Origin of the sequence: Pseudomonas sp. SG20056 (assembly GCF_031764535.1) — a bacterium.
Classification (GTDB): Bacteria; Pseudomonadota; Gammaproteobacteria; order Pseudomonadales; family Pseudomonadaceae; genus Aquipseudomonas.
Window position 1 is genome coordinate 802,423 of record NZ_CP134499.1, and the last position, 21,718, is coordinate 824,140.

22 protein-coding genes are annotated in these 21,718 nt (G+C 62.0%); 10 read left to right on the forward strand and 12 right to left on the reverse strand.

From position 1 onward, the window contains the following. The first annotated feature begins 52 nt into the window (after positions 1 to 52). Complete coding sequence (locus RHP75_RS03860) at positions 53 to 496, forward strand: hypothetical protein (RefSeq protein ID WP_160089172.1); 444 nt, start codon at positions 53 to 55, stop codon at positions 494 to 496. 26 nt (positions 497 to 522) lie between these two features. Next, positions 523 to 1,299 (forward strand): YdcF family protein, encoded by a 777-nt coding sequence (locus RHP75_RS03865; RefSeq protein ID WP_311090525.1) that lies wholly within the window; start codon positions 523 to 525, stop codon positions 1,297 to 1,299. 27 nt (positions 1,300 to 1,326) lie between these two features. Here the strand turns inward: RHP75_RS03865 and RHP75_RS03870 are convergent, their stop codons facing one another. From RHP75_RS03870 to RHP75_RS03895, 6 genes are all read right to left on the reverse strand, one after another. Beyond that, positions 1,327 to 2,298 (reverse strand): peptide ABC transporter ATP-binding protein, encoded by a 972-nt coding sequence (locus tag RHP75_RS03870; RefSeq protein ID WP_311090526.1) that lies wholly within the window; start codon positions 2,296 to 2,298, stop codon positions 1,327 to 1,329. After that, entirely contained in the window at positions 2,298 to 3,272 is a 975-nt protein-coding gene (locus RHP75_RS03875) for an ABC transporter ATP-binding protein (RefSeq protein WP_311090527.1), read from the reverse strand. Before RHP75_RS03875 ends, RHP75_RS03870 begins: the two co-directional genes overlap by 1 nt. A 10-nt stretch (positions 3,273 to 3,282) precedes the next feature. Next, positions 3,283 to 4,194 (reverse strand): ABC transporter permease subunit, encoded by a 912-nt coding sequence (locus RHP75_RS03880; protein WP_311090528.1) that lies wholly within the window; start codon positions 4,192 to 4,194, stop codon positions 3,283 to 3,285. 152 nt (positions 4,195 to 4,346) lie between these two features. Next, positions 4,347 to 5,357, reverse strand: coding sequence for an ABC transporter permease subunit (locus tag RHP75_RS03885; RefSeq protein ID WP_311090529.1), 1,011 nt, complete (start codon positions 5,355 to 5,357; stop codon positions 4,347 to 4,349). Positions 5,358 to 5,642: 285 nt separating this feature from the next. After that, positions 5,643 to 7,241: an ABC transporter substrate-binding protein gene (locus tag RHP75_RS03890; RefSeq protein WP_311090530.1), complete on the reverse strand. Its 1,599-nt coding sequence runs from the start codon at positions 7,239 to 7,241 to the stop codon at positions 5,643 to 5,645. A 223-nt stretch (positions 7,242 to 7,464) separates the two neighbouring features. Beyond that, positions 7,465 to 8,178 carry an SIMPL domain-containing protein gene (locus RHP75_RS03895; protein ID WP_311090531.1) on the reverse strand — a complete coding sequence of 238 codons (714 nt, stop codon included), beginning with the start codon at positions 8,176 to 8,178 and terminating at the stop codon, positions 7,465 to 7,467. Between the two features lie 256 nt (positions 8,179 to 8,434). On the opposite strand from RHP75_RS03895, the gene RHP75_RS03900 reads away from it, so the two are divergent. From RHP75_RS03900 to RHP75_RS03910, 3 genes are all read left to right on the forward strand, one after another. Next, complete coding sequence (locus RHP75_RS03900; RefSeq protein WP_311090532.1) at positions 8,435 to 9,688, forward strand: ATP-binding protein; 1,254 nt, start codon at positions 8,435 to 8,437, stop codon at positions 9,686 to 9,688. Between the two features lie 12 nt (positions 9,689 to 9,700). Then, positions 9,701 to 10,261 (forward strand): response regulator transcription factor, encoded by a 561-nt coding sequence (locus RHP75_RS03905; protein WP_090377146.1) that lies wholly within the window; start codon positions 9,701 to 9,703, stop codon positions 10,259 to 10,261. A 167-nt stretch (positions 10,262 to 10,428) separates the two neighbouring features. After that, positions 10,429 to 11,370: an AEC family transporter gene (locus RHP75_RS03910; protein WP_311090533.1), complete on the forward strand. Its 942-nt coding sequence runs from the start codon at positions 10,429 to 10,431 to the stop codon at positions 11,368 to 11,370. 55 nt (positions 11,371 to 11,425) lie between these two features. On the opposite strand, the gene RHP75_RS03915 is transcribed toward RHP75_RS03910, so the two are convergent. From RHP75_RS03915 to gatC, 6 genes are all read right to left on the reverse strand, one after another. Beyond that, positions 11,426 to 11,803 (reverse strand): carboxymuconolactone decarboxylase family protein, encoded by a 378-nt coding sequence (locus tag RHP75_RS03915; protein ID WP_311090534.1) that lies wholly within the window; start codon positions 11,801 to 11,803, stop codon positions 11,426 to 11,428. Positions 11,804 to 11,826: 23 nt separating this feature from the next. Continuing rightward, positions 11,827 to 12,915 (reverse strand): calcium/sodium antiporter, encoded by a 1,089-nt coding sequence (locus tag RHP75_RS03920; protein ID WP_311090535.1) that lies wholly within the window; start codon positions 12,913 to 12,915, stop codon positions 11,827 to 11,829. Between the two features lie 100 nt (positions 12,916 to 13,015). Then, positions 13,016 to 13,387: a septal ring lytic transglycosylase RlpA family protein gene (locus RHP75_RS03925; protein ID WP_311090536.1), complete on the reverse strand. Its 372-nt coding sequence runs from the start codon at positions 13,385 to 13,387 to the stop codon at positions 13,016 to 13,018. 73 nt (positions 13,388 to 13,460) lie between these two features. Continuing rightward, positions 13,461 to 14,909, reverse strand: coding sequence for an Asp-tRNA(Asn)/Glu-tRNA(Gln) amidotransferase subunit GatB (gatB, locus tag RHP75_RS03930; protein WP_311090537.1), 1,449 nt, complete (start codon positions 14,907 to 14,909; stop codon positions 13,461 to 13,463). A gap of 11 nt (positions 14,910 to 14,920) precedes the next feature. Further along, positions 14,921 to 16,372, reverse strand: coding sequence for an Asp-tRNA(Asn)/Glu-tRNA(Gln) amidotransferase subunit GatA (gatA, locus tag RHP75_RS03935; protein ID WP_311090538.1), 1,452 nt, complete (start codon positions 16,370 to 16,372; stop codon positions 14,921 to 14,923). A gap of 15 nt (positions 16,373 to 16,387) precedes the next feature. Further along, the gene (gatC, locus tag RHP75_RS03940) at positions 16,388 to 16,675 is read right to left on the reverse strand and encodes an Asp-tRNA(Asn)/Glu-tRNA(Gln) amidotransferase subunit GatC (protein WP_311090539.1); all 288 of its coding nucleotides are present in this window, start codon (positions 16,673 to 16,675) and stop codon (positions 16,388 to 16,390) included. A 266-nt stretch (positions 16,676 to 16,941) separates the two neighbouring features. On the opposite strand from gatC, the gene mreB reads away from it, so the two are divergent. The 5 genes from mreB to rng all read left to right on the forward strand — a co-directional run bounded on the left by mreB (position 16,942) and on the right by rng (position 21,697). Next, complete coding sequence (gene mreB, locus RHP75_RS03945; RefSeq protein ID WP_090255536.1) at positions 16,942 to 17,979, forward strand: rod shape-determining protein MreB; 1,038 nt, start codon at positions 16,942 to 16,944, stop codon at positions 17,977 to 17,979. Positions 17,980 to 18,103: 124 nt separating this feature from the next. Beyond that, positions 18,104 to 19,027: a rod shape-determining protein MreC gene (mreC, locus tag RHP75_RS03950; protein ID WP_311090540.1), complete on the forward strand. Its 924-nt coding sequence runs from the start codon at positions 18,104 to 18,106 to the stop codon at positions 19,025 to 19,027. After that, positions 19,027 to 19,512, forward strand: coding sequence for a rod shape-determining protein MreD (mreD, locus tag RHP75_RS03955; protein ID WP_311090541.1), 486 nt, complete (start codon positions 19,027 to 19,029; stop codon positions 19,510 to 19,512). Before mreC ends, mreD begins: the two co-directional genes overlap by 1 nt. 45 nt (positions 19,513 to 19,557) lie before the next feature. Beyond that, positions 19,558 to 20,178 (forward strand): Maf family protein, encoded by a 621-nt coding sequence (locus tag RHP75_RS03960; protein ID WP_311090542.1) that lies wholly within the window; start codon positions 19,558 to 19,560, stop codon positions 20,176 to 20,178. Positions 20,179 to 20,239: 61 nt separating this feature from the next. After that, a complete protein-coding gene (gene rng, locus RHP75_RS03965) occupies positions 20,240 to 21,697 on the forward strand; it encodes a ribonuclease G (RefSeq protein WP_311090543.1) in 1,458 nt (485 codons plus the stop codon). Positions 21,698 to 21,718 lie beyond the last annotated feature (21 nt).

The window sequence follows — 21,718 nt, forward strand, 5'->3', positions numbered from 1 at the left end:
AACGCTAAGCTTGCTATAGGGAGCGGCAGCCTGCTCCGGGGCGAGGTGAAGGATGGCGGAGTTTCGGCGTGGTGCAGCGGGTGGCGGGCTCTATGAGCGGCTGCTGCAACGCCTTGCCATGGCGTTGGATGAGGCCGATAGCCTGAGTGCACTGTCTGCACAACCGCCGCTGGAGCTTGAGCTGCGTGGGCTTACGGCGGCGGAAATGGAGCTGATTCGCGCATATCTGAATCGCGACCTGGACTGGCTGCGCGGCTGGCATGCCGCGGCGCAGGAAATGGCGCAGATCGAGCAGCTGCCGAGCTCACGCAAGATTGGCCGGTCCGGCCACAAACCCACCGCCGCGCTGCCCGGCAAGATCAAGCCGCTGCTTAAACGCCGTCTACAGCTGTGCTGCGCCCTGTGCGGCACACTGGCGGGCTGGCAGTCCGGCAATGGCGTGCAGGCCTGCAAGGCCTGTGGCTCGCAGTTGTTTCGGGCGAGCAATCATCGGTAGGCTGCGCGCACCCATGGAGGTGCTCAATGCCGATTCGCTACATCCTCAAACAGTTCTTCCTTCCGCCAGGCCTGTTCCTGCTTTTGCTGCTGGCCGCCTGGTGGCTGCGTCGGCGTTTTCCGCGTGTGGCTGCGGCTTGCTTGGTCGTTGGCTTGGGCGGGATGTGGCTGTTTAGCCTGCCGGTGGTGGTCGAATACTCGGCGCGCGTGCTGGAAAACGAGCCGGCATTGGATGAGCGGCAATGGGCTGATTTGGCACAGCAGGCTGACGTGATTGTGGTGCTGGGCGGCGGGCGTGAGCTGGCTGATCCTGGCTGGGGCGCGGATCAGCCCAGCCTGTTGGCATTGGAGCGAGTGCGTTTTGCCGCACGCTTGGCAAAGGCCTCGGGTTTGCCGCTGCTGGCCAGTGGCGGGTTGCACTTTGGCGCACCGCCCAGTGAAGCGGCCTTGATGGCTGACGTATTGGCCCGTGATTACGACGTACCGGTGCGTTGGCAGGAAGGCGTGAGTCGCACCACCTGGGAGAATGCGACCCACAGCGCTGAGCTGCTGAAGCAGGCAGGGATTACCCGCGTGGTGCTGGTGACGCAGGCCTGGCATATGCCCAGGTCACGCTGGAGTTTCGAGCAGGTGGGTTTGCAAGTGATCAGCGCGCCGATGGGCTTTCTCGGTACGTCCAATGGTCGGCCCGCCGGTGGCTGGCTGCCGGAAAGCAAGGCGGTCTGGCAGAACGGTTTGCTGCTTAACGAGGCTGTTGGCTTGCTGGGCTATCGGCTGTTCTACCGAGGCCCGGCGCAAGAATAAGCCCCGGCTGGCCAGGGCTCACATCATTTAGCTATTGATCTGCTCGGCATGGTGGCACGCCACTTGCCGTGCATCCAGCAGGCGCAGTGCCGGCTGTTCAACCTGGCAGCGTTCGCTGGCATGCGGGCAGCGTTGGTGGAAGGCGCAACCGCTGGGTGGCGAGAGCGGGTTGGGCAGCTCGCCACTGATCTTGATCTTCGGTTTGCTCGGGTCAGGATGAATGGTCGGCGTCGCCGACAGCAGCGCCTGGGTATACGGGTGCAGCGGACGGTTGTAGATCAGCTCGCTGGGGCCCATCTCCACCGGGCGGCCTAGGTACATCACCAGCACATCATCGGCAACGTGGCGCACCACCGAGAGGTTGTGCGAGATAAACACATAGCCGGTGTTGAACTGCTCCTGCAGGTCCATAAACAGGTTGAGCACCTGGGCCTGGATCGACACGTCCAGCGCCGAAGTCGGTTCGTCCGCCACCAGCACCTTGGGTTGCAGCATCATCGCCCGGGCCAGGGCGATGCGCTGGCGCTGGCCGCCGGAGAACATATGCGGGTAGCGCTGGTAATGCTCGGGGCGCAGGCCGACCTGTTTCATCATCGCCTGCACCCGCTCGCGCCGCTCCAAGCGTGACAGACCGGTGTTGATCAGCAGTGGTTCGCTGAGCTGATCGCCGATCTTTTGCCGAGGATTGAGCGAGGCGTAGGGGTTCTGAAAGACCATCTGTACATCACGACGCAGCTGTTTGCGCTGCGCCTTGTTGGCGCCTGTCACTTCCTGCCCGGCGATCTGCAGCGAGCCCGAGCTGGGCTCCTCGATCAGTGTCAGGGCGCGGGCCAGAGTGGATTTGCCGCAGCCGGACTCGCCGACCACCGCCAGCGTCTTACCCGCCTGTAATTCAAAGGACACGCCATTCAGCGCCTGCACCTGGGCATTGGGCTGAAACAGGCCGCGGGAGATTTCGTAGTGACGGGTGAGGTCGCGAGCAGTCAGGACGGCACTCATCAGGCCACCTCCGCAGTCAGATTGAGCGGGTAGAAGCAGCGCGCCGCGCCACGTTCATGGGCATCCAGAGTCGGCCGTTGTTCACGGCAATGCGCCTGGGCGTAGGGGCAGCGCGGCGACAGCAGGCAGCCCAGCGGCCGGTCGTAGCGGCCCGGGACGATGCCGGGCAGGGTGGTCAGGCGGCGCTGGCCCTGGCTGTGTTCGGGAATCGCCTTGAGCAGCGCTTCGGTGTAGGGGTGGCTGGGTGTGGTGAACAGCTGTGGCACACTGCCGATCTCCACCGCTTGCCCGGCATACATCACGCAGACCCGTTGCGCGGTTTCGGCGACCACGGCCAGGTCATGGGTGATCAGCACCAAGCCCATGTTCTGTTCGCGCTGCAGGCCCACCAGCAGGTCCATGATCTGCGCCTGAATTGTCACATCCAGCGCTGTGGTCGGCTCGTCGGCGATCAGCAGTTTGGGCTCGGCGGCAATCGCCATGGCAATCGCCACCCGTTGGCTCATACCGCCGGACAGCTGGTGCGGATAGGCATTCAGGCGGCTGGCGGCTGCGGGGATTTCCACTCGGTCGAGCAGTTGCAGCGCGCGTTGGCGGGCGGCCTGGCCTTTGAGATTCATGTGCTGGCGCAGCACTTCTTCGATCTGGAAACCCACGGTAAAGCTGGGGTTGAGTGCGGTCATCGGGTCCTGAAAGACCATCGACAGGTCTTTGCCAACGATATGCCGACGCTGGCGACCCTTGAGGCGCAGCATGTCGGTGCCGTCGAACTGCAGGCTGTCGGCGGTGACGATGCCGGGGGCGTCGATCAGGCCCATCAGCGCCATCATGGTCACCGATTTGCCGGAGCCGGATTCGCCGACAATCGCCAGCACTTCGCCTTTTTCCACGCACAGGTCGAGGCCGTCGACCACCGGGATGGCGCTGGCGTCGCCGAAGCGCACGCTGAGGTTTTTGATATCCAACAGGCTCATGCGGGGTTCCTCACTGCGCATTCTTGAGTTTCGGGTCGAGTGCATCGCGCAGCCCGTCGCCCATCAGATTGATCGCCAGCACGCTGAGCAGAATGGTCAGGCCCGGCAGGCTGACGACCCACCAGGCGCGCTCGATATAGTCGCGCGCCGAGGCCAGCATGGTGCCCCACTCAGGGGTTGGCGGTTGTACGCCGAGGCCGAGAAAACCCAGGGCGGCGGCATCGAGAATCGCCGAAGAAAAGCTCAAGGTGGCCTGCACGATCAGCGGTGCCATGCAGTTGGGCAGTACGGTGATAAACATCAGTCGCGGCAGGCTGGCACCGGCCAGGCGCGCGGCAGTGACGTAGTCGCGGTTCAGCTCACCCATCACCGCTGCGCGGGTCAGGCGCACATAGGACGGCAGCGAGACGATGGCGATGGCGAAAATGGTGTTGATCAACCCTGGGCCGAGGATGGCGACGATGGCAACCGCCAGCAGCAGCGAGGGCAGGGCCAGCATGATGTCCATCAGGCGCATGATCGACGGGCCGAGCAGGCGCGGAAAGAAGCCGGCGACCAGGCCCAGGAGGATGCCGGGGATCAGCGACATCAGCACCGAGGCCAGGCCGATCAGCAGCGACAGTCGCGCGCCATGAATCAACCGCGAGAGGAGGTCGCGACCCACTTCATCGGTGCCGAGCAGAAATTGCAGCTGGCCACCCTCCAGCCAGGCTGGCGGGGTGAGCAGAAATTCGCGGTATTGCTCGCTGGGGTCGTGCGGTGCGATCCACGGCGCAAACAGCGCGCAGATCACCAGCAGGATCATAAACGCCAGCCCGGCGACTGCGCCCTTGTTGTGGGCAAAGGCCTGCCAGAATTCCCTGAGCGGCGAAGGGTAGAGTAGCGATTGATCGAGTGTGGTACTTAGGGTTTCAGTTGTCATAGTGGGCTCCGTAGAACCTTTGTATGGCCTCGCGAGCTAGCGCGAGACAAGGAAAAAGCGGCTGAGGAAGCGGAGTGTGCTGCTGCACATGAGCATTCCGAAGCTGGTTTTGACGCCGTATCGCCGACGCGCAGCAGGCCATGGGCAGGTTCTTAGCGCTGATGGCGAATGCGTGGATTAGCCAGGCCGTAGAGGATGTCCACCACGAAGTTGACCAGGATCACCAGGCAGGCGATCAGCAAAATGCCGTTCTGCACCACCGGGTAGTCACGCGCGCCGATCGACTCGATCAGCCATTTGCCGATGCCCGGCCAGGAGAAGATGGTTTCGGTCAGTACCGCGCCCGCCAGCAGCGCGCCGACCTGCAGGCCGAACACCGTGAGCACCGGGATCAGTGCATTGCGCAGGCCATGCACGAAGACCACACGGGCCGGGGACAGGCCCTTGGCGCGTGCGGTGCGCACATAATCCTCGCGCAGCACTTCGAGCATTGCCGAGCGGGTCATGCGGGCGATTACCGCCAGCGGAATGGTGCCGAGCACGATGGCCGGCAGGATCAAATGGCGCAGGGCGTCGACAAAGGCGCCTTCTTCACCGGAAAGCAAGGTGTCGATCAGCATAAAACCGGTGACTGGCGGGATGTCGTAGAGCAGGTCGATGCGCCCGGACACGGGCGTCCAGCCCAGCCATACCGAGAAGAACATGATCAGCAGCAGGCCCCACCAGAAAATCGGCATGGAATAACCGGCCAGCGAGATGCCCATTACCCCATGGTCAAACAGCGAGCCGCGCTTGAGGGCGGCAATTACACCGGCAACTAACCCCAGAGTGCCGGCGAACAGCAGGGCGGCCAGGGCGAGTTCGACGGTGGCGGGAAACAAAGTGAGAAATTCGCTCCACACGCTTTCGCGGGTACGCAGCGATTGTCCCAGGTCGCCTTGGGCCAGCTGGCCGATATAGTCGAAATACTGGGCGTACAGCGGCTTGTTCAAACCCAGGCGCTCCATGGCCTCGGCGTGCATCACCGGGTCGACACGGCGTTCGCCCATCATCACTTCCACCGGGTCGCCGGGGATCATGCGGATCAGCGCGAAGGTCAACAGGGTGACGCCGAAAAAGGTGGGGATCAGCAATAGCAGGCGTCGGGCAATAAAGGACAGCATGCGGGTCAGTGCTCCAAAAAAGGTGAGCGTGCATCGGGCTGCATGGCCGGACGCTGTTGTCGTGCGGCGAGTGGCTCGGCAGCCAGGTGCCGGTTGAGCGCGCATGTGGCAGGCGGGGTGCGGCAGGCAACAGAGTGCCTGGCAGTTAGGTCGGGCCAGGTCGGTCCAGTCATCAGCGTAATCCTCGGGTTATACGGAACCTGCAAACGGCAGCCGGGTAGGCCGCCGTTGTCCGGCTGGCGAGTGGCGGGGTAAGCCGCTCGCCAGCATGGTCGAGAACCGCTGTTACTTGACGCCGACGCCGTAGAACGAGTTCAGCGCGAACGGGCTGATCTTGAAGTCCACGACCTTCTTGCTCATCGGCTGGTAGACCGTGGAGTGGGCGATCGGGGTGATCGGCACTTCACGCTTGAGAATCACCTGAGCCTGCTTGTACAGCTCGGTGCGTTCTGCAGTATCGGTCACCCGCTTGGCGGCTTTCACCAGCTTGTCGTAGTCGGCATGGCACCACTTGGAGAAGTTGTTGCCGTCCACGGCGTCGCAGCCATACAGGGTGCCCAACCAGTTGTCCGGGTCACCGTTGTCGCCGCTCCAGCCGATCAGCATGGCGTCGTGTTCGCCGGCCTTGGCACGCTTGAGGTATTCACCCCATTCGTAGCTGACGATCTTGGCCTTGATGCCGACCTTGGCCCAGTCGCTTTGCAGCATTTCGGCCATCAGCTTGGCGTTGGGGTTGTAGGGGCGCTGCACCGGCATGGCCCACAGGGTGATTTCGGTGCCCTCTTTGACGCCGGCGGCCTTGAGCAGCTCCTTGGCTTTTTCCGGGTTGTAGGCGGGGTCCTTGATGCTCTCGTCATACGACCATTGGGTTGGCGGCATGCCGTTGACCGCCAGTTGGCCGGCGCTCTGGTACACCGCGTCGATGATGCCCTGCTTGTTCACCGCCATGTCCAGCGCCTGGCGCACTTCGAGTTTGTCGAACGGCGGGTGGGTGACGTTGTAGGCGATATAGCCGACGTTGAAACCGGCCTGCTCGGGCATGTCCAGATTCGGGTCTTTTTTCAGTGCGTCCAGATCAGCAGGGCGTGGGAACAGGGTGACCTGGCATTCGCCGGCCTTGAGCTTCTGCATGCGCACCGAGGCGTCGGTGTTGATGGCGAAAATCAGGTTGTCGATCTTCACCTCATCCGGCTGCCAGTATTCCTTGTTGCCCTTGAAGCGGATCACCGCATCCTTTTGGTAGCGGCTGAATACGAATGGGCCGGTGCCAATGGGCTTCTGGTTGATGTCAGCGGCCTTGCCGGCCTTGAGCAGGCTGTCGGCGTATTCGGCGGACTGGATCGAGGCAAAGCTCATCGCCAGGTTCTGGATAAAGGCAGCGTCGACTTCGTTGAGGCTGAACTTGACGGTCATGTCGTCGAGTTTTTCGATCTTGGCGATGTTCGCGTCCATGCCCATGTCGGTGAAGTAGGGGAACTCCGACGGGTAGGCTTTGCGGAACGGGTGGTCCTTGTCGAGCATGCGCTGGAAGGTGAACAGCACGTCATCCGCGTTGAAGTCGCGGCTCGGCGTGAAGTATTCGGTGGTGTGGAATTTCACCTTGGGGCGCAGGTGAAAGGTGTAGCTCAGGCCGTCTTCGCTGATGTCCCACTTCTCGGCCAGGCCGGGGATAACTGCAGTGCCGCCACGCTCGAACTGGCTCAGGCGGTTGAACACGGTTTCCGCTGCAGCATCGAAATCGGTACCGGTGGTGTACAGGCCAGGGTCGAACCCGGCGGGGCTGCCTTCGGAGCAGAACACCAGGTTGCCGGCGGCGCTGGCAAGTGGCGTGCTGGCGATCAGCCCAGCGGCGAGTAAAGCCTGGATGACGGCGTTCTTACGCATAGTGACCTCATGGTTATTGTGGTTGTGATCCTGAGGGGCCTCTTGTGGAGACCTTGGGAGAAGCTATGCAGGGCGTATGCCGTAGGCAAGTGGCATGTCGCAGAGAGAACAGGAATGACGACGCAACAGTATGTTGGTGTCGCATATCTATAAAAGTGCGAGAAAAACATGGCAAAGCGCCGCTATCGTCGGATAACGGCGCTGCTTCTGTTTGTAGCAGTTTTTAGGGCATCTGCACTTCGATCACACCGTCGGCGTTGATGTTGACCTGGCTGGTGCCGGCTTCGATCTCCGGCGTCACCGCAGCATCCATCATCGCCGCGCCTTTCATGGCCTCCATGCGCATCGGCATGGGTGGCTGGAAACCACCGGTATTCAGGCTCAAGCTGACCAGCTTGTAACCGCTGCCGCCGAGGGCTTCGGTGGCCAGTTGCGCACGGGCCTTGAAGGCAGCCACGGCGTCCTTGAGCAGGGCGTCTTCGTGGGTCTTGCGGGTGTCACTGGCGATGCTGAAGTTCATTCCGCCCATTTTCAGGGTTTGCAGCATTTCCCCGGTGAGCTTGGACAGCGCGCTGAAATCGGCGCTTTCCAGGCGCAGCTCGGCGCGCTCGCGCCAGGCGGTAATTTTCTGGCCCTTGTCGTCGTACACCGGGTAGCTGTTGCGGCTGCCGGAGGCGACGCTGACGCCTTTGACCTTGCGCGCCTGGGCGATGCTGGCATTCAGGGTCTTGCTGATCTGTGCGGCGAGGGCGGTCGGGTCGCTGTCTTGGGCTTCGCTGTAGAGGGTGACGTGCATCAGGTCGTGGGCGATTTCCTTAGTGACCTCGGCGCGCAGAGCGACCTGGTTGTAGCGGGCTTCTTCGGCCATGGCTGTGGCGCTCATCAGGGTGGTGGCGCTCAGCAACAGGGCGGTGGCGAGGCGGGACAATGGCAGCATGACGATTCCTTTATATGTTGGGCGCATGGGGTATGCGCGGCTTTCCAGAGGGTAGACGTAGCGATCAGACTGAACGGGTTAAATCCGGTTCCACATTTTTACGGCCGGTGATTTACATCGGTCACCTGCACGCCATTGAACGTGGCTCCGCGCAGTTTGCCTTGCAGCTGGCGTGCTGCGGCGTGTTGCCGCAGCTGGCCGTACAGAGGCTTGGTTATACTCCTGCGGCTCGCTGAATGAGCAACTTGGAGATTCTATGCTCGCACCTGTGCAGCTACTGTCGGCGAGCCGGCAAAACCTCTGGCGCCTGACCCTGATCCGCATTCTGGTGCTGGCCGCGCAAGCTGGTTCCGTTGGGCTGGCGTACAAGTCGGGCGCGCTGCCGCTGCCCTGGCTGGAGCTCAGCGTCACCCTCGGCATCTCCCTGGTGCTGTGTCTGCTGACCGCGCTGCGTCTGCGTGGGCCCTGGCCGGTTACCGAGCAGGAGTACGCGGTGCAACTGGGCTGCGACCTGATCATCCACAGCCTGTTGCTGTATTACTCGGGCGGTTCGACCAACCCCTTTGTCTCCTATTACCTGGTGCCGCTGACGATTGCCGCAGCAACCTTGCCCTGGCTCTACACCATCACCCTGTCGGGTCTGGCGCTGGGCGGTTACACCTTCCTACTGGTTTGGTCGCACCCGCTGGACCTGCCGTCCGGGCCGCGTGAGAGCCTACTGATCTACGGGATGTGGCTGAGCTTCGCTCTGGCTGCTGGGCTGATCACCTTCTTCGTGGCGAAGATGGCCGAAGAGCTGCGCCGTCAGGAAGAGCTGCGTGCCGAGCGTCGCGAAGAAGGCTTGCGTGACCAGCAACTGCTCGCCGTGGCGACCCAGGCGGCTGGCGCTGCGCATGAGTTGGGCACACCACTGGCGACCATGAGTGTGCTGATCAAGGAACTGCGCCGCGAGCATCAGGAGCCCATGCTGCAAGAGGATCTGGCTGTGCTGCAGGAACAGGTCAAACTGTGCAAGGAAACCCTGCAGCAGCTGGTGCGCGCCGCCGAAGCGGATCGCCGTCAGGCGGTGATCGAGCTGTCATCAGTCGAATGGCTGGAGACCACCCTTAACCGCTGGCACCTGATGCGCCCGGAAGCCAGTTATCGCTACCAGTGCCTGGGCCGTGGCACACCACCCAAGATGATGCCGCCGGCCGATCTGACCCAGGCCCTGCTCAACCTGCTGAACAACGCGGCCGACGCCTGCCCGGACAAGCTGGATATTCGCCTGGATTGGGATCACCAGTGGCTGCGCCTGAGCATCCGCGACTTCGGTGCCGGCGTGCCGCTGGCGATTGCCGAACAGCTGGGGCGGCCGTTTTTCACCACCAAGGGCAAGGGCTTTGGCCTGGGTTTGTTCCTCAGTCAGGCCAGCGTCACCCGTGCCGGCGGTACGGTTAAACTGTATAACCACGAAGAAGGCGGCACGCTCACCGAGCTGAAATTGCCGCGCGCCTATGGCCGAAGCTAAGGAACTACCCGAATGAGCGACGAAGTGCTGTTCGAAGGCGAAGAACAACCCCACCTGTTGCTGGTTGATGATGACCCGACCTTCACCCGCGTGATGGCGCGTGCCATGAGCCGTCGCGGTCTGCGCGTGTCCACCGCCGGTTCAGCCGAGGAAGGCCTGGCCCTGGCCGAGCAGGATCTGCCGGACTACGCCGTGGTTGACCTGAAGATGGAAGGCGACTCCGGCTTGGTCCTGCTGCCCAAGCTGCTGGAGCTGGATGCGGAAATGCGCGTGGTGATCCTCACCGGTTATTCGAGCATCGCTACGGCGGTGGAGGCGATCAAGCGCGGCGCCTGTAACTACCTGTGCAAGCCGGCCGATGCCGATGATGTGCTGGCCGCGCTGCTGACCCAGCATGCCGATCTGGAGAGCCTGGTGCCGGAAAACCCGATGTCGGTGGATCGCCTGCAGTGGGAGCACATCCAGCGCGTGCTCAGCGAGCACGAAGGCAATATCTCCGCCACTGCCCGCGCCCTGGGCATGCATCGGCGGACCTTGCAGCGCAAGCTGCAGAAGCGTCCGGTACGTCGCTAAAGGCTGTTTGTAAGCCTGTCTGCCAGTGGCGGCCACCCTGCGGGCCGTCGCTGCACGGCGTGGAAGCGCGTGCTCTGTGGTTTTTTCTCGTATGAAAGGTTGCTGAAAGCTTTCCTCCGGTAAGCCTTGTTACCATTAGCCGCCTATCTATCTGATCAGGGGCTGTCATGCTCGCCGTCGTTCAGCAAACCATCAGCGTCACTGCTCCGGTGTTCTCCATGCTGTTTCTCGGCGTGGCGCTCAAACGCCTGGGGCTGATTGATGCGGCCTTTATCAACACTGCTTCGGCGCTGGTGTTTCGCGGCACGCTGCCTACCCTGTTGTTTCTCGGCATCGTCCAGGCTGACCTGCGTACCGCCTTGCAACCGGCGTTGCTGGTGTATTTCGTGCTGGCGACCCTGGGCTGCTTTCTGCTGGCCTGGGGCTGGGCGATTTTGCGTTGCCCGGAGGCGGATCGCGGCATCTACACCCAGGGCGCATTTCGCGGCAACAACGGCATTATCGGCCTGGCGCTGGCCACCAGCATGTACGGTGATTACGGCCTGTCGGTCGGCGCGGTGCTCGGCGGGGTAGTCATCCTCAGCTACAACACCTTGTCGGCGATTGTGCTGGCGATCTACAGCCCTGAGGCCAAGACCGATGCCTGGAGCCTGACCAAGAACATCCTCAGTAATCCGCTGATCATCGGTGTGCTGGCGGCCATTCCCTTTGCCGCCTGGCAGATTCCCCTGCCGGCCTGGTTGCTGACCTCAGGGGAATATTTTGCGCAGATGAGCCTGCCGCTGGCGCTGATCTGCATTGGTGGCACCCTGACCCTGGAATCACTGCGCGAGAGCAGTGGCATGGCGATCAGTTCAAGTCTGATGAAGGTGCTCTGGCTGCCGCTGTTAGCCACCCTGGGCGCCTGGCTGTGGGGCTTTCGCGATGCTGATCTGGCGATTCTCTTTCTGTATTTTGCCAGCCCCACGGCGGCGGCCAGTTTCGTTATGGCCAAGGCAGTGGGCGGCAATCATCAGTTGGCGGCGGCGATTATCGTGCTGACCACCCTGGCCACGGTGGTGACCACCAACCTCGGGCTGTTCGTGCTGCAGTGGGCGGGCTGGATCTAGCCGTCGCGCGGGCATAAAAAAGCCGGGCAATGCCCGGCTTTTTAGTTTGTTGCGGTCAGACCTGCTGGAAGTCGTCGATCACTTCCTGGGCTGCGCGAAAAGCATCGATAGCGGCCGGCACGCCGGCATACACCGCGCAGTGCAGCAAGGTTTCGCGGATTTCTTCGACCGTGCAGCCGTTGTTCAGCGCACCGCGCACATGGCCCTTGAGTTCCTGTGGGCATTTCAGCGCGGTCAGTGCCGAGAGGGTGATCAGGCTGCGGGTTTTGCGGTCCAGCCCGCCCCGGGTCCACACGCCGCCCCAGGCGTGCTCGTTGACGAAGTCCTGCAATGGCTGGGTAAAGTCCGTGGCGTTACCCAGAGCGCGATCGACAAAGGCATCGCCCATCACCTCGCGGCGGACTTTCAGGCCTTGTGTGTGGTTGTCACTCATGCGGTTTTCCTCCCGATGGGCCGTCAGGCTTTCTGCTTGTGCCAGGCGCGGCCGGCGATGATCACCAGGGTCACGGCGGTCAGCGGCAGGGCGTAGCCGAGCATGGCGTCACCAAAGACTTCAGCGAACGGCTTGCCAGTCGACGACAGCACCAGATAGACCGTGTAGGCCACGTAATAGGCGAGGAACAGCAGGCCTTCCCAGCGGTTGATGCGGTAGCCGGCGAAGAAGATCGGCAAACAGGCCACGGCCACGGCAATCATCACCGGGAAGTCGAAGGCCAGAGCGTTGGCGGCCACGTTGATCGCCTGTGGCGAAACCAGCGAAGCCAGGCCCAGTACGCAGAGTAGGTTGAAGATGTTGCTGCCGACGATATTGCCCACGGCGATATCACGCTCGCCCTTGATGGCCGCCATGATCGAGGTGGCCAGCTCTGGCAGCGAGGTGCCGATGGCGACCACGGTCAGGCCGATCACCAGTTCCGAAATGCCCAGGGCGCGGGCCATGGTCACGGCGCCTTCCACCAGGAAGTTGGAGCCGCTGACCAGCAGCACCAGGCCGGCAATGATCAGGCCCAGGTTGATTGCCCAGGCATAGGGCTTGGCCGGCTCATTGAGGCCGAATTCCTTGGCGAACTCGTCGTCTTCATTGCTGCTCTTGTCGCGGCGCGAGCTGACAATCAGGAAACCGGTGTAGGCCAGCACGCCGGCAAACAGCAGGGCGCCGTCGAGGCGGCTGAGGCTGCCGTCCCAGGCCAGGGCATAAACCACCAGGCTGGCACCGATCATGATCGGCACATCCAGGCGGATTAGCTGGCGCGAGACAATCAGTGGCGCAACCACAGCAGTCAGGCCAAGAATCAGCAGCACGTTGGCGATATTGCTGCCAATTACGTTACCAATCGCCAGATCGCCGCTGCCATTCAGAGCAGCTTGCACGCTGACCGCAGTTTCCGGGGCGCTGGTGCCGAAGGCCACCACAGTCAGGCCGATGATCAGTGGCGGAATACCGAACTGCGCCGCCAGTTTCGCTGCGCCGCGTACCAGTACCTCGGCGCCGGCAACCAGCAACACCAGGCCGGCGATCAGATAAACAAAGGTCATCAGGGTCATTGTTAGGGGCTCCATAAAAGTGGCGCTAGTTTAATCATCGGCTTGCGCGGCGCCAGAGGCTAGGCAGGGCTGTCCATGGCTTCTTTGTAAACAGCTGTGTTCAGTCGGCCAGTTGTTCCACGCGCACCGGTACGACGCCGTCGCGCAGCATATCCAGCTGTTCGGCGGCTTTTTGCGAGAGGTCGATGATGCGTTTCTTGGCGTAGGGGCCGCGGTCGTTGATGCGCACCACCACGCGCTTGTCGTTGCGCAGGTTGGTCACCTGTACCCGGCTGCCAAACGGCAGGCTGCGATGCGCAGCGGTCAGCGCATTCTGGTCGAAGCGTTCGCCACTGGCGGTTTTGTTGCCGTGGTGGCGCGCGCCGTAATAGGACGCCTGGCCCTCGGCGCGGTAACCCTGCGGGTCAACCTGGCCCTGGCTGGCGCAGGCGCTGAGCAACAAGCTGGTGATGGCGATCAGTAACAGGCGCATGGCGGCTCCTGGGCAGATTGGCGGCAGACAAAACAACGCCGGGCTGACCCGGCGTTGTGTATTACGGCAAAGCTCAGGCTTCGAGCTTTTTCTTAAGCAGTTCGTTCACCTGGCCTGGGTTGGCCTTACCCTTCGAGGCTTTCATGGCCTGGCCAACGAAGAAGCCGAACATCTTGCCGCGCTTGGCTTCATCAGCGGCGCGGTACTGCTCGACCTGCTCGGCGTTGGCCGCCAGCACTTCATCCAGCATGGCTTCAATGGCGCCGGAGTCGGTAACCTGCTTGAGTCCCTTCTTCTCGATCACTTCGTCAGCGCTGGCGCCTTCGCCGGCAGCCAGGGCTTCGAAGACCATCTTGGCGATCTTGCCGCTGATGGTGTTGTCCTTGATGCGCAGGATCATCCCGCCCAGCTGTTCGGCCGATACTGGCGACTGCTCAATGTCCAGGTTGCCACTGTTGAGCAGGCTGGACAGCTCGCCCATCACCCAGTTGGCGGCCAGTTTGGCGTCACCACACACGGCATTTACTGCCTCGAAGTAGTCGGCCAGTTCGCGGCTGGCGGCCAGCACGGTGGCGTCGTAGGCGGACAGGCCGAACTGGGCCTCGAAGCGCTCGCGCTTCTGCACCGGCAACTCCGGCAGACTGGCGCGCACTTCATCGAGGAAGCTCTGCTCGATCACCACCGGCAGCAGGTCCGGGCAGGGGAAGTAGCGGTAGTCGTTGGCTTCTTCCTTGCTGCGCATGGAGCGCGTTTGGTCCTTGTTCGGGTCGTACAGGCGGGTTTCCTGTACCACCTTGCCGCCGTCCTCGATCAGCTCGATCTGCCGTTGTACTTCGTGGTTGATGGCTTTCTCGATAAAGCGGAACGAGTTGACGTTCTTGATCTCGGCGCGGGTGCCGAACTCGGCCTGGCCTTTCGGGCGCACGGAGACGTTGCAGTCGCAGCGCAGCGAGCCTTCGGCCATGTTGCCGTCGCAGATGCCGAGGTAACGCACCAAGGCATGGATCGCCTTGACGTAGGCCACGGCTTCCTTGGCCGAACGAATGTCCGGCTCGGAAACGATCTCCAGCAACGGCGTGCCGGCACGGTTGAGGTCGATGCCGCTCATGCCGTGGAAGTCTTCGTGCAGGCTCTTGCCGGCGTCTTCTTCCAGGTGCGCGCGGGTAATGCCGATGCGCTTCTGCGTACCGTCTTCCAGGGTGATGTCGAGGAAGCCCTTGCCGACGATGGGGTGATCCATCTGGCTGGTCTGGTAGCCCTTGGGCAGATCCGGGTAGAAGTAGTTCTTGCGCGCAAAGATGTTCTGTGGGGCGATTTCGGCATCAATCGCTAGGCCGAACTTGCAGGCCATGCGCACCGCTTCGGCGTTGAGCACCGGCAGGGTGCCGGGCATGCCGAGGTCAACCAGACTGGCCTGGGTGTTGGGCTCGGCGCCGAAAGCGATGGCGCTGGCGGAGAAAATCTTCGATTGGGTGCTGAGCTGGGCGTGAATTTCCAGCCCGATTACGGTTTCCCATTGCATGTCAGTCGTCCTCAGAATCCGCTCGGTGCGTGGGTGTGCCAGTCAGTGACCTGTTGGTACTGGTGGGCGACGTTGAGCAGGCGGCCTTCCTGGAAATAGTTGCCGAGTAGCTGTACGCCGACCGGCAGGCCGTCGACGAAGCCGGCAGGCATCGATAGACCCGGGATGCCGGCGAGGTTGGCGGTAATGGTGTAGATGTCTTCCAGGTAGGCAGCGACCGGATCGTTGTTCTTCTCGCCGAGCTTCCAGGCCAGATTCGGCGTGGTGGGGCCGAGGATCACGTCGACGTCATGGAAGGCGGCGACAAAGTCATTCTTGATCAGGCGGCGAATTTTCTGCGCCTTCAGGTAATAAGCGTCGTAGTAACCGGCGGACAGCGCGTAGGTGCCGACCATGATGCGGCGTTTCACCTCGGCGCCGAAGCCTTCGCCGCGCGAGCGCTTGTACAGGTCTTCCAGGTTCGCCGGGTTTTCGCAGCGATAACCAAAGCGCACGCCGTCGAAGCGCGACAGGTTGGAGCTGGCTTCTGCTGGGGCGATTACGTAGTAGGCGGGAATCGCGTGCTGCATATTCGGCAGGCTGATGTCTTTGACGGTCGCGCCGAGCTTTTTCAGCGTGTCGACCACGGCCATCACCTTCTCACCGATGCGAGCGTCGAGGCCGGCACCGAAGTATTCCTTCGGCAGGCCGATGCGCAGGCCGTTCAACGGCTGGCTGAGGGCGGCGAGGTAGTCATCCACCGGCTGATCGACGCTGGTCGAGTCCTTGGTGTCGAAACCGGCCATGCTTTGCAGCATCAATCCGCAGTCTTCAGCCGTGCGGGCCAGTGGACCGCCTTGGTCGAGGCTGGAGGCATAGGCAATCATGCCCCAGCGCGAGACGCGGCCATAGGTTGGCTTGATCCCGGTGAGGTTGGTCAGCGCTGCTGGTTGGCGAATCGAGCCGCCGGTATCGGTGCCAGTGGCGGCAGGCAGCAGGCGTGCGGCCACCGCAGCGGCGGAGCCACCGGAAGAACCGCCAGGTACGCGGGTCAGGTCCCAGGGGTTTTTCACCGCGCCGTAGTGGCTGGACTCGTTAGCCGAGCCCATGGCGAATTCGTCCATGTTCAGCTTGCCCAGGGTCACGGCGCCGGCGCTGGCGAGCTTCTCGACCACGGTGGCGTTATACGGGGCCTTGAAGCCGGTGAGGATTTTCGAGCCGCAGCTGGTCAGTACGTCCTGGGTGCAGAACAGGTCCTTGTGGGCGATCGGTGCACCGAGCAGAGCGCCGCTCTCGCCAGCCGCGCGGCGTGCGTCGGCTGCTTTGGCTTGCTCCAGCGCAAGCTCCTCGGTAACGGTAATAAAGCTGTTGAGCTGCGGGTCGAGTTGGGCGATGCGCGCCAACAGGCTGCGGGTCAGTTCTTCGGCGGAAAACTGCTTGTCGGCGAGTCCGCGGGCGATCTCGGCCAGGGTAAATTGATGCATGGCTAGGCTTTTCCCTTACTCGATGACTTTCGGAACCAGGTACAGGCCGTTTTCCACGGCCGGGGCGATGGCCTGGTAGGCCTCGCGCTGGTTGCGTTCGGTGACCTGGTCGGCGCGCAGGCGCTGAGTGGCTTCCAGCGGGTGAGCCAGCGGCTCGATGCCGTCGGTATTGACCGCCTGCATCTGGTCGATCAGGCCGAGAATGTTATTAAGGGTCGCAGTGGTACCCGGGATATCGGCTTCATTCAGGCCCAGTCGAGCCAGATGAGCGATTTTCTCCACGTCGGAGCGTTCAAGCGCCATCAGGTTTCTCCCTATATAAAGCAGCGCATTTGCTGGCCGCCTTTGGAAATGTGAACGAGTCGCCATGCACGGGTGCGCAGGGAACAGATAGTGGTAGGTGGTGGTCAAAGGCCGCGATGATGGGCCTTAAAGCCCGGAAAAACCGGCAATCTAACATATTGGTGCCTTGCTCAAAATCCCTGCCGTTGTTAGAGTTTGCCGCACTTTTTAGCAGCGCCTTTACCGCGCTTCGCCTTTACCCACGCGTTGCCTAGGGTCCCTATCCCATGTTCAAAAAACTGCGTGGCATGTTTTCCAGCGATCTGTCGATTGACCTGGGCACTGCCAATACCCTGATTTATGTTCGCGAGCGCGGCATCGTCCTGAACGAGCCGTCGGTCGTTGCTATTCGTACCCACGGTAACCAGAAGAGCGTGGTGGCGGTCGGAACCGAAGCCAAACGCATGCTCGGCCGTACCCCCGGCAACATTGCCGCCATCCGTCCGATGAAAGACGGCGTGATCGCCGACTTCAGTGTCTGCGAAAAGATGCTGCAGTACTTCATCAACAAGGTTCACGAAAACAGCTTTCTGCAGCCGTCGCCGCGCGTGCTGATCTGCGTACCGTGCAAATCCACCCAGGTGGAGCGCCGCGCCATTCGTGAATCGGCCCTCGGTGCCGGTGCCCGTGAAGTGTTTCTGATCGAAGAGCCAATGGCGGCTGCCATTGGTGCCGGCCTGCCGGTTGAAGAAGCTCGTGGTTCGATGGTCGTCGATATCGGTGGTGGTACCACGGAAATCGCGCTGATCTCGCTGAACGGCGTGGTTTATGCCGAATCCGTCCGCGTTGGCGGCGACCGTTTCGACGAAGCAATCATTACCTACGTGCGCCGCAATTATGGTTCGCTGATCGGCGAATCCACCGCTGAGCGTATCAAGCAGGAAATCGGCACCGCCTATGCCGGTGGCGAACTGCGCGAAGTCGACGTACGTGGCCGCAACCTGGCCGAAGGCGTACCGCGCAGCTTCACCCTTAACTCCAACGAAGTGCTCGAAGCGCTGCAGGAATCCCTGGCGACCATCGTCCAGGCGGTGAAAAGCGCGCTGGAGCAATCGCCTCCAGAACTGGCTTCCGACATTGCCGAGCGTGGTCTGGTGCTGACCGGCGGTGGCGCGTTGCTGCGTGATCTGGACAAACTGCTGTCGCAGGAAACCGGCCTGCCGGTTATCGTCGCCGAAGACCCGCTGACCTGCGTTGCACGCGGTGGCGGCAAGGCTCTGGAAATGATGGATCGCCACACCATGGACCTGCTGTCCTCGGAATAAGCGCGACCGCTCCAAGTCTTGAGCTGCAAGCCGGGTTTCACCCGCTTGCAGCTTTTGTTTTGCTGCCTGACGCTGTGAGGAGCTGCCGATCAAACCGCTATTTGCCAAAGGTCCTTCGCTGGGTGTGCGCCTGCTGGTGTTCTCCGTGCTGTCGGCTGCGCTGATGGTGGTCGATGCGCGCTTCACTCTGTTGCAACCGCTGCGCGCGCAGCTGGGCCTGATTGTCGAGCCGGTCTACTGGGTCGGCCGCCTGCCGGTGCGGGTGTGGGAGAGCGCGACTCAGGAACTCAGTACGCGCAATGAGCTGACCGCCGAGAACGAGAAGCTCAAGGCCGAACAGCTGATGATGCAACGCCGCCTGCAGAAACTCGCCGCCCTCACCGAGCAGAACGTGCGCCTGCGCGAGCTGCTCAACTCGGCCGCCCTGGTTGATGACGAGGTGCTGGCCACCGAGCTGATCGGTATCGACCCCAATCCCTTTACCCACCGCATCCTGATCGACAAAGGCGAGAAGGACGGCGTGGTCCTGGGTCAGCCTGTGCTGGATGCCCGTGGCCTGATGGGCCAGGTGGTCGAGGTTATGCCCTATACCTCGCGAGTACTGCTGCTGACGGATACCACCCACAGCATTCCCGTGCAGGTCAATCGCAATGGCCTGCGCGCCATCGCCAGCGGCACCGGTAACCCGGAACGCCTGGAGTTGCGTCATGTGGCGGACACGGCGGATATCAAAGAAGGCGATCTGCTGGTCAGCTCCGGCCTCGGTCAGCGCTTCCCGGCCGGCTATCCGGTGGCCATGGTGTCGGAAGTGATCCACGACTCCGGTCAGCCTTTTGCGATTGTCCGTGCAGTGCCCACCGCTACGCTGAACCGCAGCCGTTACATGCTGTTGGTGTTCACTGATCCGCGCACCCCGGAACAGCGGGCCACCGAATCGGCGCAGGCGCAGGAAGCCCTGGATCGTGAAATTCTGCAGCAGGCGCAACCCGCGCAGCCTGCGGCTGATGTGCCAGTGGCGCCCGCCAATCCGCCGGAGGCAGCGCAATAATGGCCGCACGATCAAGCAATATCTGGGCGGTCTGGCTGACGTTTGCCCTGGCGCTGCTGCTTAGCGTGTCGAGCATGCCTAAGTTCATGGAGTTGGGCCGGCCGCTGTGGTTAGCGCTGTTTCTGACCTATTGGGTGCTGGCTTTGCCGCATCGCGTGGGCATGACCACGGCTTGGGTCATTGGTTTGTTGGCTGATGTGCTGAATGGCAGTTTGCTGGGGCAGAATGCACTGATCCTGACCCTGATTACCTTTCTGGTGCTGACCCTGCATCAGCGTTTGCGCATGTTCCCCATGTGGCAGCAAAGTACCGTGCTGCTGGTGGTGTTCGGCCTCGCTCAGCTGGTGCAGCTGTGGTTGAACGCCTTGACCGGTAGCCGCCCGCCAACCCTGGCGTTTGTCTTGCCGGCCTTGGTCAGCGCCTTGCTCTGGCCCTGGGTCTGCACGTTGCTGCGCGGGCTGCATCAGCGTCTGGGCGTCAATTAAGCAAGGCCGCTGGGCCTTGCGTTTATCCGACAGGGAGAAGTCAGCATGGCCACCCTCTATCTCGCCTCCGGATCGCCGCGTCGGCGTGAATTGCTGACGCAAATTGCTGTGCCCTTCCTCACGCAAATCGCCCCCATCGATGAAAATGCATTGCCAGGTGAGTCGCCAATCGCCTATGTAGAGCGTCTGGCGCTTAGCAAAGCGCAAGCTGGGCTGGCTGCTTTGACCGATACCGCGAATGCCGTGGTGCTCGGTGCTGATACGGCTGTGGTGCTTGATGGACGAATTCTTGGCAAGCCGACCGACCGCGCCGATGCGTTGGCGACGCTCAGTGATCTGTCTGGGCGAACCCATGAGGTGCTGACGGCTGTGGCGCTGGTCAGCCGCGAACGCCAGGTTTCGAGAGTGGTCACAAGCCAGGTGACCTTCCGCGCCTTGAGTCAGGCCGAAATCGAGGCTTACTGGGCCAGCGGCGAGCCGCAGGACAAGGCCGGGTGTTACGGTATTCAAGGCCTGGCGGCGGTATTTATCAGCCAGTTGCAGGGCAGTTATTCGGCGGTGGTTGGTTTGCCGCTGTGTGAAACTGCCGAGTTGCTCGCAGAATTTGCTATTCCGTGCTGGCAGTCGCTGCCAGTTCACAGTCAAGAGGTTGCGGGTCGCGGGTGAGTGACCGCCATTATCGGCGCAGTCCCTGGGCTTTCAGCTTTATCTCAGAAGAGATGAGCGCATGAGTGAAGAGATCCTGATCAACATCACGCCGATGGAATCGCGCGTGGCGGTGGTGGAAAACGGCGTACTGCAGGAAGTGCATGTAGAGCGCACGCAGAAGCGTGGCATCGTCGGCAATATCTACAAGGGCAAGGTGGTGCGCGTGCTGCCGGGTATGCAGGCGGCCTTTATTGATATCGGGCTGGAGCGTGCGGCGTTTATTCATGCCGCGGAAATTTCCACCCGCGAAGGCTCTGCGGTGGAAAGCATCAGCGCCCTGGTGCATGAAGGTCAGAGCCTGGTGGTGCAAGTGACCAAGGATCCGATTGGCAGCAAGGGCGCGCGCCTGACCACCCAGCTGTCGATTCCTTCGCGCTACCTGGTGTACATGCCGCGTACTGCCCACGTTGGCATCTCGCTGAAAATTGAGGACGAAGCCGAGCGTGAGCGCCTCAAGCAGGTTGTGGCCGATTGCGTGGCTGCCGAAGGTATCGAGGAAAGCGGCGGTTTTATCCTGCGTACGGCGGCTGATGGCGCCGGGGCCGATGAGATCCTCGCCGACATCCGCTACCTACGCCGCCTGTGGGAGCAGATCGCCACGCAGATGAAAGTCGGCCCAACGCCGCTGGTGATCTACGAGGACCTGTCCCTGGCGCTGCGCACTCTGCGTGACCTGGTCAACCCGAAGATCGAGAAGATTCGCGTCGACTCGCGCGAGACCTTCGGCAAGATCACCCAGTTTGTCGATGAGCTGATGCCGGAAATCGCCGACCGCCTGGAGCATTACCCGGGGGAGCGGCCAATCTTCGATCTGTATGGCGTTGAGGATGAAATCCAGAAAGCGCTGGAGCGCAAGGTGCCGCTCAAGTCCGGCGGTTACCTGATCATCGATCCAGCCGAGGCGATGAGCACCATCGATGTGAATACCGGCGCGTTTGTCGGCCACCGCACGCTGGAAGAGACCATCTTCAAGACCAATCTGGAAGCCGCAACAGCGATTGCTCGCCAGCTGCGCCTGCGCAATATCGGCGGGATCATCATCATCGACTTCATCGACATGGAAGATGAAGAGCACCAGCGCCAGGTACTGCGTACCCTGGAGAAGCAGCTGGAGCGCGACCACGCCAAGACCAACATCATCGGCATCACCGAGCTTGGCCTGGTGCAGATGACCCGCAAGCGCACCCGTGAAAGTCTCGAACAGGTGCTCTGCGAGCCATGCAGCGCCTGTCAGGGGCGCGGCAAGCTGAAAACGGCGGAAACCACCTGCTACGAAATCTTCCGCGAAATTCTGCGTGAGGCGCGGGCCTATCAACCGGAAGGTTATCGCGTGTTGGCCAATCAAAAGGTGGTCGATCGCCTGCTTGATGAAGAGTCAGGCAATGTCGCCGATTTGGAAGCCTTTATCGGTCGCACCATCAAGTTCCAGGTTGAAACCATGTATTCCCAGGAACAGTACGATGTGGTGCTGCTCTGATATGCGCGCTTATCGCCAGGG

Excerpts from the sequence above, each read along its gene's own strand:
- RHP75_RS03860 (WP_160089172.1), top strand. The coding sequence starts at position 53 with ATGGCGGAGTTTCGGCGTGGTGCAGCGGGTGGCGGGCTCTATGAGCGG.
- RHP75_RS03925 (WP_311090536.1), bottom strand. The coding sequence starts at position 13,387 with ATGCGCCTGTTACTGATCGCCATCACCAGCTTGTTGCTCAGCGCCTGC.
- RHP75_RS03895 (WP_311090531.1), bottom strand. The coding sequence starts at position 8,178 with ATGCTGCCATTGTCCCGCCTCGCCACCGCCCTGTTGCTGAGCGCCACC.
- RHP75_RS03915 (WP_311090534.1), bottom strand. The coding sequence starts at position 11,803 with ATGAGTGACAACCACACACAAGGCCTGAAAGTCCGCCGCGAGGTGATG.
- RHP75_RS03890 (WP_311090530.1), bottom strand. The coding sequence starts at position 7,241 with ATGCGTAAGAACGCCGTCATCCAGGCTTTACTCGCCGCTGGGCTGATC.
- RHP75_RS03960 (WP_311090542.1), top strand. The coding sequence starts at position 19,558 with ATGGCCACCCTCTATCTCGCCTCCGGATCGCCGCGTCGGCGTGAATTG.
- RHP75_RS03870 (WP_311090526.1), bottom strand. The coding sequence starts at position 2,298 with ATGAGTGCCGTCCTGACTGCTCGCGACCTCACCCGTCACTACGAAATC.
- mreD (WP_311090541.1), top strand. The coding sequence starts at position 19,027 with ATGGCCGCACGATCAAGCAATATCTGGGCGGTCTGGCTGACGTTTGCC.
- RHP75_RS03875 (WP_311090527.1), bottom strand. The coding sequence starts at position 3,272 with ATGAGCCTGTTGGATATCAAAAACCTCAGCGTGCGCTTCGGCGACGCC.
- RHP75_RS03910 (WP_311090533.1), top strand. The coding sequence starts at position 10,429 with ATGCTCGCCGTCGTTCAGCAAACCATCAGCGTCACTGCTCCGGTGTTC.
- RHP75_RS03880 (WP_311090528.1), bottom strand. The coding sequence starts at position 4,194 with ATGACAACTGAAACCCTAAGTACCACACTCGATCAATCGCTACTCTAC.
- mreB (WP_090255536.1), top strand. The coding sequence starts at position 16,942 with ATGTTCAAAAAACTGCGTGGCATGTTTTCCAGCGATCTGTCGATTGAC.
- gatC (WP_311090539.1), bottom strand. The coding sequence starts at position 16,675 with ATGGCGCTTGAACGCTCCGACGTGGAGAAAATCGCTCATCTGGCTCGA.
- RHP75_RS03905 (WP_090377146.1), top strand. The coding sequence starts at position 9,701 with ATGAGCGACGAAGTGCTGTTCGAAGGCGAAGAACAACCCCACCTGTTG.
- gatB (WP_311090537.1), bottom strand. The coding sequence starts at position 14,909 with ATGCAATGGGAAACCGTAATCGGGCTGGAAATTCACGCCCAGCTCAGC.
- gatA (WP_311090538.1), bottom strand. The coding sequence starts at position 16,372 with ATGCATCAATTTACCCTGGCCGAGATCGCCCGCGGACTCGCCGACAAG.
- RHP75_RS03900 (WP_311090532.1), top strand. The coding sequence starts at position 8,435 with ATGCTCGCACCTGTGCAGCTACTGTCGGCGAGCCGGCAAAACCTCTGG.
- RHP75_RS03885 (WP_311090529.1), bottom strand. The coding sequence starts at position 5,357 with ATGCTGTCCTTTATTGCCCGACGCCTGCTATTGCTGATCCCCACCTTT.
- RHP75_RS03865 (WP_311090525.1), top strand. The coding sequence starts at position 523 with ATGCCGATTCGCTACATCCTCAAACAGTTCTTCCTTCCGCCAGGCCTG.
- rng (WP_311090543.1), top strand. The coding sequence starts at position 20,240 with ATGAGTGAAGAGATCCTGATCAACATCACGCCGATGGAATCGCGCGTG.
- RHP75_RS03920 (WP_311090535.1), bottom strand. The coding sequence starts at position 12,915 with ATGACCCTGATGACCTTTGTTTATCTGATCGCCGGCCTGGTGTTGCTG.